Below are 14832 nucleotides of genomic sequence, written 5' to 3' on the forward strand. Positions count from 1 at the left end.
CCTTCGAAGGAGCATCCATGCACCCCGGCAGTTCACGGCTCGGCGGCACCGCGCTGACCCTCGCCTACGATCGGCGCACCATCACCGAGGACCTGACCGTGGCGGTGCCCGACCGGTCGTTCACGGTGATCATCGGCCCGAACGCCTGCGGCAAGTCGACCCTGCTGCGCGCCCTGTCCCGGATGCTGCGCCCGACCACCGGCGCGGTGCTGCTGGACGGGCGGGACATCCACGACGTGCCCGCCCGGAAGGTGGCCCGCACCCTCGGCCTGCTGCCGCAGACGTCGATCGCGCCGGACGGGATCAGCGTCGCCGAACTGGTCGCCCGGGGCCGGTACCCACACCAGGGGCTGCTGCGGCAGTGGTCCCGGGAGGACGAGCGGGTCGTCGAGGAGTCGATGGCCGCCACCGGGGTCGCCGACCTCGCCGACCGGTCGGTGGACGAGCTCTCCGGCGGGCAGCGGCAACGGGTGTGGATCGCCATGGCGCTGGCCCAGCAGACCCCCCTGCTGCTGCTCGACGAGCCGACCACCTATCTCGACATCGCCCACCAGATCGAGATCCTGGACCTCTGCGCCCGGCTGCACGAGGAGCAGGGGCGCACGCTGGTCGCTGTGCTGCACGACCTCAACCACGCCGCCCGCTACGCCACCCACCTCATCGCCATGCGCGACGGGCGGGTGGTGGCCGCCGGCGAGCCGGCCTCGGTGGTCACCGCGGACCTGGTGGCCGAGGTGTTCGGGCTGCCCTGCCGGGTGATCGACGACCCGGAGACCGGCACCCCGCTGGTCATCCCCGCCGCCCGGCGCCGGGCCACCGTGCCCGCCCCGGAGCCGGCGTGAACGCTGAGCGGTTCCGCGACCGGTGGGGTGTGCCGCACCTGCGGGCCGGCGACCCGCTCGCCCTGGCGACGGCGCAGGGCCGGGTGACCGCGTACGACCGGGCGTGGCAGATCGAGGTGGAACGGCACCGGGCGCAGGGCACCAGCGCCGCCTTCCTCGGCGCTGACGCGCTCGGCTGGGACCGGTTCGCCCGGCAGGTCCGGCTCGACGACACCGCCCGCCGCTGCCACGCCGCGCTCGACCCGGCGACCGCCGCCTGGGTGGGCGCGTACGTGGCCGGGGTGAACGCCGGCCTCGCCGCCGGGGCGGCCCGCGCTCCCGAGTTCGCCGCCACAGGGCTGAGCCCGGGCCGGTGGCAGCCGTGGACGCCGCTGGCCATCTGGCTGGGTCACCACCTCCTGTTCGCGGGGTTCCCCAGCAAGCTCTGGCGCGAGCACGTGGCGCGCCGGCTCGGCCCGGACGCGCGGGACCTGTTCGCCACCGACGGGCCGGCCGTCGCCGGCAGCAACGGATGGCTGCTCGCGGCCGAACGGACCGGCACCGGGGCGGCGCTGCTCGCCGGCGACCCGCACCGGTTCATCGAGGATCCCGGCGTCTACCAGCAGATCCGGTTGGCCTGCCCGGAGTACGACGTGGTCGGGCTGGCGATGCCGGGTGTGCCGGGCATCGCGCACTTCGCGCACGCCGGCGCAGTGGCCTGGGCGATCACCAACGCGATGGCCGACTACCAGGACCTGTACGCCGAGCGGCTGCGCCGGCAGCGCCCGGTGGTCGAAGCGCTCGGCCCGGACGGCTGGCGACCGGCACACACCCACGTCGAGACGATCGAGGTGGCTGGGGCGGACCCGGTCGAGGTCGAGGTGGTGGAGACCGAGCGAGGCCCGGTGATCGTCGGCGGGCCGGACGAGTCCAGCGCCATCAGCCTCCGCTACCCTCCCCGCGTCCGCGCCGAGCTGGGGTTCGCGGCGTTGCCGGAGCTGCTGCGCGCCCGGAGCGTGGCGGACGTGGACCGGGCACTGCGGCACTGGGTGGAGCCGGTCAACGTGGTGCAGGCGGCGGACACCGCCGGCGGGCTGCTGCACCGGGTCGCCGGCGCGGTGCCGGTGCGGAATCCGGAGAACGGCCGGGGGGTGGTCCCGGCCTGGCGGGCCGAGTACGCCTGGCGCGGCTGGTACGCGCCGCTGCCCCGGGCCGACGTGGCCGGCCGTGCGGTGATGGCCAACGAGCGGGGGCTGGCGGCGCCGCTGGGTGTCGAGTTCGCCCCGCCGCACCGGGCGCACCGGATCGCCGAGCTGCTCGACGCCGGCCACGCCTGGACGGCCGAGCGCCTGGCCGCCGTGCACACCGACACGTACCTGGCGTCGGCCGGTCCGCTGCTGGCGATCCTGGCCGGGGTGACCGGGCTCGGTCCGGATGCCGACGCGCTGCGTGAACGCCTGCTGCGCTGGGACCGGCGGATGGCCGCCGACAGCACCGACGCCGCGGACTTCGCCGTGCTGCGGTCGGCCGTCGTACGCCGGCTGGCTGCCCACCCGGCGCTGGCCGCGCTGGCCGAGCCGCCGGCGTACCCGGAGGTGTTCGCGCCCTGGCTGGCACTGACGCCGCGGGTCGGCTACGCGCTGTCGCACCTGCTCGGCGGCGCCCGGCTGCCCGGCGTGGACGTGGCGGCGCTGGTCCGCACGGCGGCCGAGGAGGTCGCGGGCGCGGCGGACGGGCAGGTGCGCTGGGGAGACCTGCACCGGTTGGCGCCGTGGCGGGCGCTGCCCGACCCGGACGCCGGCCCCGGCCCCCGCCTCGGCGGCGACCACGACTGCGTGCTGTCCACCTCCAGCGTGCCCGGGGTGACCCATTGGTGCTTCCGGGGACCGGCCGCGCGTTTCGTGTGGGACCTGGCCCGGCGGGACGACAGCCGCTGGGTGGTCCCGCTGGGCGCCTGCGGGGTGCCCGGCGACCCGCACCACGACGACCAGAGCCCGGCCTGGCTGGCCGGGGAGCTGTTGCCGGTGACCACGGGCTGGGAGAAGCTCACCGAGGAGCGTGATGAGCACTGACACCAGGACCGCCGATCGACACCGCCACCGGCGGGACATCCCCGCTTTTGGGCTGGTGACCATCCGGCCGGTGCGGCCCGACGAGGACGCCGACCTGTTGCACGCCTGGGTGACCCAGGAGCGGGCCCGGTTCTGGGGGATGCGCGAGGCGAGCCGTGAGCGGGTGCACGAGATCTACGCGTACCTGGACTCGCTGGCCACCCACCACGCGTACCTGGTGCACCGCGACGGCGTGCCGGTGGCGCTGGCGCAGACCTACCAGCCGGAGGCCGACCCGGTCGGCGAGCGCTACGACGTGCTTCCCGGCGACGTCGGCGTCCACCTGCTGATCGGGCCACCGGTGACGGTCGAGCGCGGCTTCACCGGCACGCTGTTCGGCGCGATCCTGGATTTCGTCCTCGCCGACCCCGGCCGCCTGCGGGTCGTCATGGAGCCGGACGCCCGCAACGACAAGGCCGTCGACCGGTTCGTGCGCGCCGGCTTCCGGCCCGGCCCGCTGATCGACCTGCCGGAGAAGCGCGCCCGGCTGCTCTTTCTCGACCGACCGGCGGCCACCGGCTGACGCCGGGCGGCGAACCGGGATCAGCGGGCGGAGGTTCCGAGGGCGACCAGCTCGGACAGCCGGTCCAGCTGATCGGGATCGGCCAGCGCCGAGCCGACCGCCACGACCCGTACGCCGGCGTCGAGGAACGCACCGGCGTTGCCCGCGTCGAGGCCACCGGTGGCGACGAACCGTAGCTGCGGCAGCGGGCCGGCGACCGCCCGGAACCAGCCCGGTCCGAGGGAGATCGCGGGGAACGCCTTGAGCCAGGTGAGGCCGTGTCGCAACGCCTGCTGTGCCTCGGTCGGCGTGGCCACGCCCGGCAGGTGCGGCAGGCCGCGCGCGGCAGCGGCGTCGGCGACCGCGAGATCCAGGCCGGGCGCGACGGTGAACGCGGCCCCGGCGTCGGCCGCGGCCGCGACCTGCTCCACGTCGAGCACGGTGCCGGCGCCGACGATCCGGCCGCGCTCGGCGCCCGCCTCGACGGCCGCGCGCAGCGCCGGCACCGCGTCGGCGGTCGCCACCGGCACCTCGACCACGTCGATGCCAAGGTCCCAGGCGCGGCCGGCGAGCCGGACGGTCTCCGCCACCGGCAGGCCGCGCAGGATCGCCATCACCCGGGCCGTGCCGAAGACGTCGCCGAAGTCCGCTGTGCTCATGATCCACTCCATCCGAGATCGCTTGGAAGCCGGGCCAGGTCCAGCGGCGACCAGGCCTCGGCGGGGGCGTCCAGCAGCTGGTCGAACCAGGCCCACGGCGGCACCGGCGCGTTGACGCCGCTGCTGCCCAACGCCTGGGCCGCGACCAGATGCCCGAGACGCAGCCGCCGTACCGTGTCGAGGCCGCGCAGCAGCCCGGCGAGGTAGCCGGCGGCGAACGCGTCTCCGGCGCCGACCGGCTCCACCACCGCCACCCGCGGCGCCGGGACGAAGACCGGCTCGGCGTCGCGGCACAGCGCGATGGCCCCCACCGCGCCATCCTTGACCACCACCGTCTCCGGCCCGGGCAGCAGGCGGCGCACCGCCGCCGGATCGTCCGTGCCCCACAGCGCGTCCGCCTCGTCCTGACCGACGAAAACCAGGTCGCTGCGGTCGGCGAGGTCGCGCAGCACCGACGCGGCCCGGTCGGCCGGCCAGAGCCGGGCCCGGTGGTTGACGTCGAAGCTGACCAGCGCGCCCGGCAGCGGCCGGTCGGTCACCGCGTGCTCGGCCAGTGCTCGACAGGGGGCGGAGAGCGCGGGGGTGATCCCGGACAGGTGCAGCACCCGGGCGCCGGCCAGCCGCTGGTCGGCCAAGGTGCTGGGGCCCATTCGGGAGGCGGCCGAGCCGGCCCGGTAGTAGTGCACCTCGGTCGCCGTCGCGCCCGGGTCCTTGACGTACAGCCCGGTGGGGGCCGCCGGATCCACAGTCACCAGATCCACCCGGACGCCGGCGGCGGCGACGTGTCGGACGACGGCCCGGCCGAAGGGGTCGTCGCCGACCCGGCTGACCCAGGCCGCCCGGTGCCCGAGCCGGGCGAGGTAACCGGCCACGTTGGACTCCGCGCCGCCGACCGAGACGGCGACCCGCTCGGCGTGCTCCAGTGGCTCGCCCGGCGCGGGGCACAGCACGACCATGGTCTCCCCCACCGTGGCGACCTCGACCGACGGGGAACCGGCCGGAGCGGTCGCGGAGTCGGGTCGGGCGTCGGGGGTCGGCACACGTCCTCCGGGCGAGGGTTCGGGGTGCGCCGAGCCTAGGCGCGTCGCGCGGGACGAGCAACTGCATCGCGACGAGGTCAGGGCAGCGTCAGCCCGTACGCGGCCAGCACCTCCCCGATCGGCTGGTAATAGGTGGTGCCGCCGGAGGTGCAGTTGCCGCTGCCGCCGGAGAGGATGCCGATGATCATGCCGGTGGCGGCCACGTAGAGCGGGCCGCCGCTGTCCCCCGGCTCCGCGCAGATGTTGGTACGGATCAGGCCGTAGACCACGTTGCCGCCGGCGTAGTTGACGGTCTGGTTGAGGCCGGTGACGGTGCCGCAGCGCACGCCGGTGGTGACGCCGCTGCGGCACACCGCCTGACCGACGTACGCGCCGCCGGCGCCGTAGATCGTCAGCAGCCCAGGGTAGGTGTAGACCGCGCTGGGATGGGCGATCCGGCCGGTGTAGCGGATCAGGCCGTAGTCGTTGCCGGGGAAGCTGGTGGCGGTACGGGTGCCGAGCACGGTGGTCTGCGCGCTGTCGGCGTACCAGGCGCTGGCGACGGTGGTGCAGTGGCCGGCAGTGATCACGTAGTAGGTGCTGCCGCTGCGCACGTTCGCGCCGAGCGAGCAGCGGCTGCCACCGCCGTAGACGCCCTGTCCGGCGGCGATCAGGGTGCGCAGCGTTCCGGGTTCCCGACGCAGCAGCGCGCCGGCCCGGTCGGCCACCGTCCGCAGCGCCGCCACCTGGGCAGGAGTCACGGTGTCGTCGACGGTGAGGGTCATCCGGCCGGTGGCCGGGTCGAGGCCCCAGGCGGTGCCGGGTGTGCGTACACCGGCCAGCGCGGCCACCGGGTCGGCGACGGGCGCGGCGGGGGCGGCGCGGTCGGGGACGGCGGCCTGCGCCGCGCCGGGCGCAACGAGCAGGAGGGCGGTCAGGACGAGGGCGACGAGCGGGCTGCGGAGCATCCGAACCTCCAAAGAGATCGAGATATATGGATGCCGTCAAGCATCGCCCGGCGGCTGTCGCCATGGCAACCACGCCCGGTCGCGCGCTTGACCAGGGGTCGGCGGGAATCGTCGATCCGGGGACGGGCCACGCCGTCGCCGCCGATAATCCTCGAAGGATGCGGCGGGAGGCCGGGCATGACCACCGGAGGCACTGCGGCGCTGGTGCGCCGCCCGGACGGATCGGCCCGGGCCACCCTGCTGGAGCTGCTCTTCGACGTGGTCTTCGTGGCCGCCCTCGCCTTGGTCTCGAAGCTGATCGCCGAACGTGAATCCTGGACCGGCGCCGCGGAGGTGCTGCTGACGCTGACGGCCATCTGGTGGACCTGGTCGGTCACCTCGACCACGACCGAGTTCTACGACCCTGATCAGCGCCCGATCCAGGTCATCCTGATGGTCGCCATGGTGGGGTCGGTGGGGATGGCGGCGGCGCTGCCGATGCTCTCGGCAGGGCACGCGATGGTCTTCGCGATCGCGTACGTCACCACGCACGTGGTGCGCGGCGTCGTCCTGATCACCTCGTTGCACCGGCAGCGGCATGAGGCGGCCAAGAAACGGGCCACGCGGTTCCTGTTCTGGTTCGTGGTCTCCGGCGTCTTCTGGATCGCCGGGGCGGTGACCGGCGCGCCGGACTGGGGACTCTGGGCCGTGGCGATAGCGATCGACCTGTTCTTCGCGGCGGTCCGGTACCCGACGCCCTGGCTGGGTCAGGTGCCCATGGAGCAGTACGACCGGACCACCGGGCACCTGGGCGAGCGGTACCAGCAGTTCATCATCCTGGCCCTCGGCGATATCATCCTGGTGCCCACCCTGGAGGTCAGCCGGACACAGTTCGACCGCTTCCGGCTCACCGCCCTCTTCTGCGCCTTCGCCATCATGCTGCTGCTCTGGCAGGTCTACGTCTTCCGGGCCGGCCAGTTCCTGTTGGCCGGGGTCGAAGCGAGGCAGGCGTCCCGACTGGCTCCGTACACCCATCTGGTGATGCTGACCGGCGTGGTCGGCACGGCGGCGTCGTTCGACCTGGTCGCCGCCCGGCCCACGGGAGAGACGCCGGTGCGGTGGCTCATGCTGATCGTCGGTGGTCCGCTGCTGTTCGTGCTCGGGCGCGTCCTGTTCACCTGGTTGGTGACCAACAACGTGCCGTGGCGGCGGTTGGCCTGGCAGCTCCTGCCGCTGCTGGTGCTGCCGTGGGCCGGCGGCTGGCCGCCGCTGCTGGTCACCGTGGTCGTGGCGGCCGGGCTGGCCGGTCACATCCTGACCCCCGGCGGGGGTCGGGAGACCAAGCCGGGGCTGGAGTGGCGGCGAAGCAACGACTGACCCGCGACCGTCAGGCGAGGTGTCGGGTGGCCCACTCGGCGAGGTCCCGGGCGCAGGCGTCGACCGACTCCCGCCACGTCCGGGCCGCACCATCCCCCGCCTCGTCGCTGACCTGCTTGACCAGCCGGCATGGCACGCCAGCCTGGTTGGCGGCCCAGGCGATCGCGTACCCCTCCATGTCCACCAGGTCTGCGCGCTGCGCCAACCGGTCCCGTGCGCCGTCGTCGGCCACGAACGTGTCGCCGGTGGCCAGCACGGCGCCCTCCGCGGCCAGCGGGAGCGGCGCGCCGTACGTCTGGCCGGTGAGCGTGCGCAACAGGGCGGTGTCCAGGTCGTGCTGGAGCACCGTGGCGACCTCGTGGATGCCGGTCCAGCCTGGGCGCAACGCCCCCGCCGTGCCCAGGTTCAGCAGCAGGGCGGGGCGCGGGCCGGCGGCCAGCACCGCCGCCACGGCGCTGGCGGCGTTCACCTTGCCCATCCCGGTGAACAGCACCGGCAGCTCCGGCGGGAGGTACCGGGCCTCCTCCTCGACGGCGAGCACCACCAGCGGACGATCGAGCCGGACCGTACCCCGAAGAATCACCGCAGCATCGTACGGGCCGTCCCGGAGGCGGGCGTTTCGGCCTCGGCGGGCGTGCGCCCAGCCATCATTCAGCTGGCTCGCAACGCGCGCCCAGCCGGATGGGGCAGGCTGGCCCGGCGAGCCACCGGACCCGTCCGGGTGCGCCACCGCCGACACCGGCGACCGCGCGCGGACCGACGGCGGTCCGGTCCGCCGACGGAGAGGTGACGACGGTGTACGACGGGCAGGAGTTCCTCCGCGACGACCGCTGGTGCCTGAGCAGGCGAGCGCTGCTGAGCGGTGTCGGCGCGGTCGGCGCGGCCGGACTGCTGAGCGCCTGCGGCGCCGGCGACTCCCCCACCGGTCAGGCGGCTGCCACACCCGGCACCGTGCTGGCCCGCACCGGCGACGTGCCGGTCGGCGGCGGCACGGTCGTCGACGGTGTGCTGGTCGTCCAGCCCGAGGCCGGCACCTTCACCGCGTACGACGCGACCTGCCCGCACCAGGGCGCGCGGGTCGGCGCACCCCGGGACGGGGTGATCACCTGCCCCGCGCACAACTCCACCTTCTCGGCCAGCGACGGCGCCCGCCTCGCCGGCCCCGCCACGCGGGGGCTCACCGAGATCCCGGTCCGGGTCGAGGGCACGAACATCGTCCGCACCTGAAGATCGCGGCGGTTACTCGTCCACGAAGCTGTACAGGACGAAGTCCTTGTCGGCGCCGCAGGCGATCACCCGGGTGTTCCACGAGCAGGACGCGCTGCGGACGTCCTGGAGTTCGCCCAGTTCGTCGACCGCGCCCGGCTCGGCCCACACGCCGGCCAGGACCCGGTTGTCCGCCACCGTGCTGGGCGCCTTGGCGAAGACCAGCAGGTTGCCCTCGTCGAGGCGGACCGCCACGCCGCGGCGGTCGCGCAGCACCGCCTTGCCCTCGGCGTCGAAGACAGTGACCGTCGACTCCGGGCTCTCCCGCTGGGCGAGCAGTTGGGCGCCGAGCGGGACCAGGCCGGTCGCGCCCGGCGCCGCCCACCGAACCGGGCTCTTACCCTCGGTCGCCGCCACCACCTCGGTGCGCTCGGCCTCGCTGTTCGGCACCTCCAGCAGGCACGCCCGCCGCTCACCGCAGGCCACCAGCTCCTTCGGCCGGCGCTGGTCGTTCCCGGCCCGGTAGAGAACCACGGGCGTGGCGTCGGAGTTCAGGTCGTACGCCAGCAGCTGGTATCCGCCGTCGTTGGCCGCCACGTAGAGCCGGTCCTCGTGTGCCACCACCAGGTCGTCGAGGTCCGCGACGTTGCCCCACTGACGCAGCACCGAGCCGGAGGCCATGTCGAGCAACCGCGCCGACCGGTCCGCACCGATCTGCACGAGTCGCCGCCCCTTGCTCGTCCACGGGTTGCGGGGCGTGCCGTCGAGGAAGGCCGGCCCGCCGGCCGCCCCATCGGTGCTGACCGGCCGGACGACGGTGCGACCGCCGCCGTACTGGTCGCGGGGGTTGGCCTCGGTCCACGTCTCGTGGCCGTCGCTCAGCCGCAGGCCGACCAGCCGGTCGCCGGCCCGGTCCACCAGCACCGCCACGCCGTCGGCGAAGTACACGCTGTCGTCGCCACGGATGGCGCGGTTCCAGCGCTGCGTGCCCAAGCGACCGTCGAGGACGGCCAGCTGGCGGGGGGTGCTGTCGCCCGGCGCGTCGGCGATGACCGCGACCGCCCCCGGGACGGCCACCAGCCCCGTCCAGTCGTCGGCGCTGACGTTGGTCGGCTTGCGCCACAGCTCGTCGCCGGTGCCGGTGTCGACGGCGACCACCTCGAGCCGTTTGTCCGGCAGCGGGTACCCGAGGTAGGCCCGATCCTCGAGCACCGCCGTCCACATGCCGCTCGGCCGCTCGGCGCCGGCATGCGGCCGGGACAGCACACTCAGCGGTCGGAACTCCAGGTCCGGGTAGCGGTCGCGGAGGAAGTAGAGCGTCGACGCGGTGGCCACCCCGGCCAGGGCGAGCACCGCGGCGAGCACCACCCAGTGGGCCCGCCGCCAACGCGTCCCGGGGACGCGGTTGGGCGTCGGCGGCGGGGTGGCACCGTGGCCACCGACCAGGGTCGCCGGTACGCCCGCCGGCTCTGGTTCGGTCGGCGTCGGCAACCCCGGCCAACCTGACCCGGACGGCCCCGACGGCAGCGTCGACACCGACCCGTGCTGCGACGGCACGGTCGGGGCGGCCTCGGCGGGGACGGTGGGCGCGGTCGAACCGGCCCCAGCCGGGATGGTCGGCGCGGTCGAACCGGGCGCGGCGGGCGAGGTCGGCGCGAACGGTGGTCCGGCCGGTGACGCAGGGGCCTGCGTCGGTACGGCTGGCGAGGCTGGTGCCTGCGCCGGTCCGGCCGGGGCGCTCGGCGGGGCGAGCGGCGGTCCGGCGTACGCCGGCGCGGACAGTTGCCGGAGCAGCGGCAGGTCGGTCAGCGCTCCCTCGGCCACCGGCAACTCCGGCTGGTCCAGCACCGTCGGCGCCACCCCCAGCTCGGCGTGCAGCATCCGGGCCACCAGCGGGATCCGCGACGAGCCGCCGACCAGGAACAACCCGGCGAGCTGCTCGGGGCTGAGGCCCGCGGCGGCGATCACCTCCCGGGCCCGGTCGACCGCGCGGCGCAGCAACGGCGTGGCCACCCGTTCGACGTCCGCCCGGGTCAGCCGCACCGCCTCGGCCACGCCGGGCACGGCGACCGGCGCCACCGTCGAGCGGGACAGCGTCTCCTTGGCGCCCCGGACCTCGTCCCAGAGCCGGACCTGGTCGCGGCGCTGCGCCGGGTCCGTCGGGTGAATCAGCCGGGCCCACTGCGCGGCGTGCCGGTCACCGACCAGCTCGCCGACCCGCCGCACCAACGCGGCGTCCAGATCCAGGCCACCGAGATCCGGCAGGCCACCATCGGCCACCACGCGGAAGCCGGAGTCACCCCACGGGTCGGCGCCCTCGTTGCGCAGCACCGCGACGTCGAGCGTCCCGCCGCCGAAGTCGAACACCGTGATCGCGCCGCCGACCGGCACCGGCCGGTGCAGCACCTGCGTGTAGTAGCGGGCCGCGGCCACCGGCTCGCGCAGCAGCCGGGTGCCCGGCGGCGTCGGCCCGGCGAGCGTGTGCTCGGCCGCCTGCGGCCAGCCGGCCCGCATGAGCGCGTCGCCGAGCACCTGGCGCCGCGTGGCGTCCCATGCCGCCGGGCAGGTGACCACAGCCGGGGGCAGGAAGCCGACGGTGCCCACCGCGGCCCGCGCGACCGCCGCCAGCACCGCGGCGAGCAGCTCGGCCGGCGGGTACGAGCGGTCCCCGAGCAGCACACCCGGCTCGTCCACCCGACGCTTCGGGTTCGCCTCGAACCGGGCCGGATCGGCCTGCGCCAACCGGCGGGCGTCCCAACCGGCGTGCAGCGTGCCGTCCGGGTCGGCGTACACGGCGGACGGACTGACCGGCTGACCGTCCATCAGCAGCGGACGGGTCCGCCCGTCCGGCCAGCGCAGCACCGCGACCGTGTTGGACGTACCGAGGTCGACGCCGAGGGCGAAGCCCTCGTGCTGGCCTGCCATCTACCCGATACCTCCGCCACGACGAGGGAAACCCAGCCCCGCATGGTACGCATCCGGTGCTGGCGGGCTGATCAGTCGGTCGGAGTCGCGTCGGTCCGGCCTACCCGGGTGCCTGTTCACCAGCGCTCAGGGGGTCGTACAGCGGACCCCGCGTACGGCGGTGACGGTGACCTCCAGGCTCCCGGCCTCGGGCCAGTCTTCCGGCGACGGGGAGACCGGAAAAGCCCGCCCGTCGGTCGTGCCCACCCAGCGCTCGTACACCGAGAGGAAACTTGGCACGCCGTTGACGTCCTTGCAGTAGTACAGACCGGCCTGTCCGTCGCCGCTGCTGTGCACGGGCGCCAGGTCCAACGGCTGCGTCTTCCAGCCCGCGGCCAGGATGGCCGGCTCGTACATCTCGGCCAGCTTGTCCTGGGCGAAGCCCACGTCGAGCGCGAAGAACAGGCTGACCCTGGTGGTGGTGACGCCGGGACCCGCGTCGACGGGCTGTCCCTTGATCCGGGTGCTCTCGCGTTCACCTACCTGCCGGCAACCCTTCTCGACCGCTGGTGGGCCGACCGCGAGCGCCTCCGGCGGGCGGAAGGCGAAGACCGGTTCAGCGAGGTAGGCGGCGAGTAGTTCATCTTCGTGGGCAGGTGGATGACAGCCCTTGGCGAGCGGAGTCGCACTCGGGTCACCGCTACAGCCAGCCAGCATGGCGAGCAGGCACAGCGCGGCAACGACACCCGACCGAACCGCTCGTGAAGCCATGCGCCGGGACCCTACCGGGCCGAGAGGCGGCCACCGCACTCGCGGCGAACCACCTGGTGTGGGCCGGTCCGGCGTGGCGTCAGTCGCCGGGGCAGCGGTCGGAGAGGGCGTAGCGGAGCAGGACCACGTCGCCGATCTGGCGGGCCTCGGCCAGCCGGGCCCGGCGGCCCGGGTGCCAGGGGAAGCTGCCCTCGCCGACGAACCGGGGCGCCCGGCCGTCGCCGACGAAGAACGGGGCGACCACCAGGTGCAGTTCGTCGGCGAGGCCGGCGGTGAGGAACTGGGCGTGCACCGTCCCACCCCCCTCCACCATCAACCGCCGTACGCCCCGGGCGGCCAGGTCGGCCAGCAGCCAACCGGGGTCGACCGGCTCGCCCGCGTCCACCACGGTGGCCAGTCGGCCGAGCCGTTCCCGGGTCTTCTCCAGCGCGTCGCTGGCGCAGTAGACGAGCCGGGGCGCGTCGCCCGCGGTGAAGAACCGAGCCGTCGGGTCGAGGTCGCCCCGGGCGGTCAGGGTGACCTTGATGGGCGAGGCCGGCCGCCCGCCCGCCACCCGCTCGGCCCGCCGCTCCGCCGCGCGCACCAGCAACCGGGGATCGTCGCGGCGGACGGTGCCGGCACCGACCAGGATCGCGTCGCAACTGGCCCGGACGGCGTCGACCCGGTCCAGGTCGTCCGCGTTGGACAACAGGAGCCGCTGGTCGGAGGCGTCGTCGATGTACCCGTCGATCGAGGTGGCGCAGCTCAGCAGCACGTACGGCCGCGCCAGCGCCGGCCGGCAGCTCATGGGGCGACGGGCCGATCGGGGGTACGCCCAGCGGGAGCCGCGTCCGCCTCGGTCTCCGCAGCCTTGGCCGCCTTCGCGGCAAGGTAGTCGGCGTTGGCCGGGGAGAGGAAGATGCCGGTGGGCACCCGTTCGGCGACCGCCACACCCAGGCGGGTCAGCTGCTCCGCCTTGTCCGGGTTGTTGCTGAGCAGCCGGATCCGAGGCACACCCAGGGTGGCCAGCATCTGCGCGGCGGCGGTGTAGTCCCGCTCGTCCTCGCCCCGGCCGAGCGCGACGTTGGCCTGGTACGTGTCCAGCCCGGCGTCCTGCAGGGCATACGCGTCGAGCTTGGCGTACAGGCCGATGCCCCGGCCCTCCTGGCGCAGGTAGAGCAGGAAACCGCCGGCCTCGGCGATCCGCTGCACCGCCTCGCGCAACTGCGGCCCGCAGTCGCAGCGCTGGCTGCCGAACACGTCGCCGGTCAGACACTCGCTGTGCGGGCGGACCAGTGGCGGCTCGCCACCGTCGGCGAGCCGGTCCAGCGCGCCGGCCCAGTCGCCGAGGCCAAGGGCCAGGTGTTCGCGGCCGTCCACCAGGCCCTTGAACGAGAACACCCGGGTGGTCGTGGCGTAGCCGTCGGGAAAGGTCAGCGGCACCGTGACCTGCGTACGGACCGTGGCGACCGGCAATGCTTTGGGCATGGGACTCCTTTGTCCGGCGCCACCACCGTGCGGTGACGCGTACCGTCTCACAACCGGCTCAACAGCCGCTACCGGAGGCGGCTTCCCGACCGGGGGCCGGAGTCCGAGCACGCCGGGCGAGCAGCACGGCGGCACCCGGCAGGCTGGCCACCAGCACCAGTCCACCGTAGACGGTGGCGGTGGCGACCCCCTCGGCGGCGCTGAGCCCGGCCGCGCCGAACGCCCACGCCGCCACCCCCTCACGCGGGCCGAAGCCGGCGATGTTCAAGGGCAGGCCCATGGCGAGCAGCGCGAGCAGGGTGAGCGGCAGCAGCCGGGACAGCGGGGCGTCCGAGCCGGCGGTACGCGCCGCCACCAGGAAGGTGGCCAGGTGACCGGCGACCATCACGGTGGAGGCGACCAGCACCCCGAACCAGGTCCGCCGGGCCAGCAGCCCGGCGCGGACGTCCGCCACGGCGGTGCGCAGTCCTCGTGCCGAGCGCGACCGGCCGGCCTGCGGCAGGACCCGCGCCAGCAGCACGGCTGCCAGCCCAGCGGCGACCAGCAACGCGACGGCGGCCGGCAGGTACGGCCGCACCGGCGACGGGAAGGCGGCCAGCACCACCAGGGCGACGACCACCAGAACCACCTGACCGGCGGCACGTTCCCAGACCACCGCGCGGATGCCCCGGCTGACGTCACCGGCGTCCCGGCCGTGGCGTACCGCCCGGTGCACGTCGCCGAGCACACCGCCGGGCAGGGTGGCGTTGAGGAACACCGCGCGGTAGCAGTGCGCGACCGCGGTCGTCAGCGGCAGCCGTACGCCCAGGCCACCGGCGACCAGGCTCCACCGCCAGGCCGCGCAGACCGTGGTGAGGACACCGATGAGCAGCGCCGCGGTCAGCGCCGGCGCGTCGATCAACCGCACTCCGGCCAGGAACGGGCCGGCGCCCACCTGCCACAGCAGGGCGGCGAGCAGGCCCACCCCGCCGACCACTCGTGCCCAGGCCCAGAACATCGGCGCCGGTCCTCCCTGAAGATCGTCCACTTGCCCTAGTGCACGTACCCG

General features: G+C 74.8%; 14 protein-coding genes. 5 read left to right on the forward strand and 9 right to left on the reverse strand.

Going from position 1 to position 14832, the window contains the following annotated elements; translation table 11 throughout:
* Positions 1-17 precede the first annotated feature (17 nt).
* From ABZU69_RS01165 to ABZU69_RS01175, 3 genes are read left to right on the forward strand one after another with little or no spacing between them, the layout of a single operon-like run.
* Positions 18-842: an ABC transporter ATP-binding protein gene (locus tag ABZU69_RS01165; protein ID WP_354962390.1), complete on the forward strand. Its 825-nt coding sequence runs from the start codon at positions 18-20 to the stop codon at positions 840-842.
* Entirely contained in the window at positions 839-2893 is a 2055-nt protein-coding gene (locus ABZU69_RS01170) for a penicillin acylase family protein (protein ID WP_354962391.1), read from the forward strand. The genes ABZU69_RS01165 and ABZU69_RS01170 overlap by 4 nt, the downstream gene beginning before the upstream one ends.
* A complete protein-coding gene (locus ABZU69_RS01175) occupies positions 2883-3455 on the forward strand; it encodes a GNAT family N-acetyltransferase (RefSeq protein ID WP_354962393.1) in 573 nt (190 codons plus the stop codon). Before ABZU69_RS01170 ends, ABZU69_RS01175 begins: the two co-directional genes overlap by 11 nt.
* 20 nt (positions 3456-3475) lie before the next feature.
* Here the strand turns inward: ABZU69_RS01175 and ABZU69_RS01180 are convergent, their stop codons facing one another.
* The 3 genes from ABZU69_RS01180 to ABZU69_RS01190 form a co-directional block, all read right to left on the reverse strand.
* A complete protein-coding gene (locus tag ABZU69_RS01180; RefSeq protein WP_354962395.1) occupies positions 3476-4093 on the reverse strand; it encodes a bifunctional 4-hydroxy-2-oxoglutarate aldolase/2-dehydro-3-deoxy-phosphogluconate aldolase in 618 nt (205 codons plus the stop codon).
* Positions 4090-5133 (reverse strand): sugar kinase, encoded by a 1044-nt coding sequence (locus tag ABZU69_RS01185; RefSeq protein ID WP_354962396.1) that lies wholly within the window; start codon positions 5131-5133, stop codon positions 4090-4092. Before ABZU69_RS01185 ends, ABZU69_RS01180 begins: the two co-directional genes overlap by 4 nt.
* A 77-nt stretch (positions 5134-5210) precedes the next feature.
* The gene (locus ABZU69_RS01190; protein ID WP_354962397.1) at positions 5211-6080 is read right to left on the reverse strand and encodes a S1 family peptidase; all 870 of its coding nucleotides are present in this window, start codon (positions 6078-6080) and stop codon (positions 5211-5213) included.
* 177 nt (positions 6081-6257) lie between these two features.
* On the opposite strand from ABZU69_RS01190, the gene ABZU69_RS01195 reads away from it, so the two are divergent.
* Complete coding sequence (locus ABZU69_RS01195) at positions 6258-7436, forward strand: low temperature requirement protein A (protein WP_354962398.1); 1179 nt, start codon at positions 6258-6260, stop codon at positions 7434-7436.
* A 10-nt stretch (positions 7437-7446) separates the two neighbouring features.
* Here ABZU69_RS01195 and ABZU69_RS01200 read toward each other — a convergent pair whose 3' ends face one another.
* On the reverse strand, positions 7447-8019 hold the full coding sequence (locus tag ABZU69_RS01200) for a nucleosidase (protein ID WP_354962399.1): 573 nt from the start codon (positions 8017-8019) through the stop codon (positions 7447-7449).
* A 203-nt stretch (positions 8020-8222) separates the two neighbouring features.
* Here ABZU69_RS01200 and ABZU69_RS01205 point away from each other — a divergent pair, with 203 nt between their 5' ends.
* Positions 8223-8663, forward strand: coding sequence for a Rieske (2Fe-2S) protein (locus ABZU69_RS01205; RefSeq protein ID WP_354962400.1), 441 nt, complete (start codon positions 8223-8225; stop codon positions 8661-8663).
* Between the two features lie 12 nt (positions 8664-8675).
* On the opposite strand, the gene ABZU69_RS01210 is transcribed toward ABZU69_RS01205, so the two are convergent.
* From ABZU69_RS01210 to ABZU69_RS01230, 5 genes are all read right to left on the reverse strand, one after another.
* Positions 8676-11567, reverse strand: coding sequence for an Hsp70 family protein (locus tag ABZU69_RS01210; protein ID WP_354962401.1), 2892 nt, complete (start codon positions 11565-11567; stop codon positions 8676-8678).
* Between the two features lie 126 nt (positions 11568-11693).
* Entirely contained in the window at positions 11694-12317 is a 624-nt protein-coding gene (locus ABZU69_RS01215; RefSeq protein WP_354962402.1) for a hypothetical protein, read from the reverse strand.
* Positions 12318-12396: 79 nt separating this feature from the next.
* Positions 12397-13104: a dihydrofolate reductase family protein gene (locus ABZU69_RS01220; protein ID WP_354962403.1), complete on the reverse strand. Its 708-nt coding sequence runs from the start codon at positions 13102-13104 to the stop codon at positions 12397-12399.
* Positions 13101-13784, reverse strand: a complete 684-nt coding sequence (ribA, locus tag ABZU69_RS01225; RefSeq protein ID WP_354962404.1) for a GTP cyclohydrolase II — start codon at positions 13782-13784, stop codon at positions 13101-13103. The genes ABZU69_RS01220 and ribA overlap by 4 nt, the downstream gene beginning before the upstream one ends.
* Before the next feature lie 58 nt (positions 13785-13842).
* Positions 13843-14781, reverse strand: a complete 939-nt coding sequence (locus tag ABZU69_RS01230) for a lysylphosphatidylglycerol synthase transmembrane domain-containing protein (protein WP_354962589.1) — start codon at positions 14779-14781, stop codon at positions 13843-13845.
* Between the last annotated feature and the right edge of the window lie 51 nt (positions 14782-14832).

The sequence above is a fragment of the Micromonospora sp. NPDC005206 genome (assembly GCF_040608175.1).
Lineage (GTDB): Bacteria > Actinomycetota > Actinomycetes > Mycobacteriales > Micromonosporaceae > Micromonospora.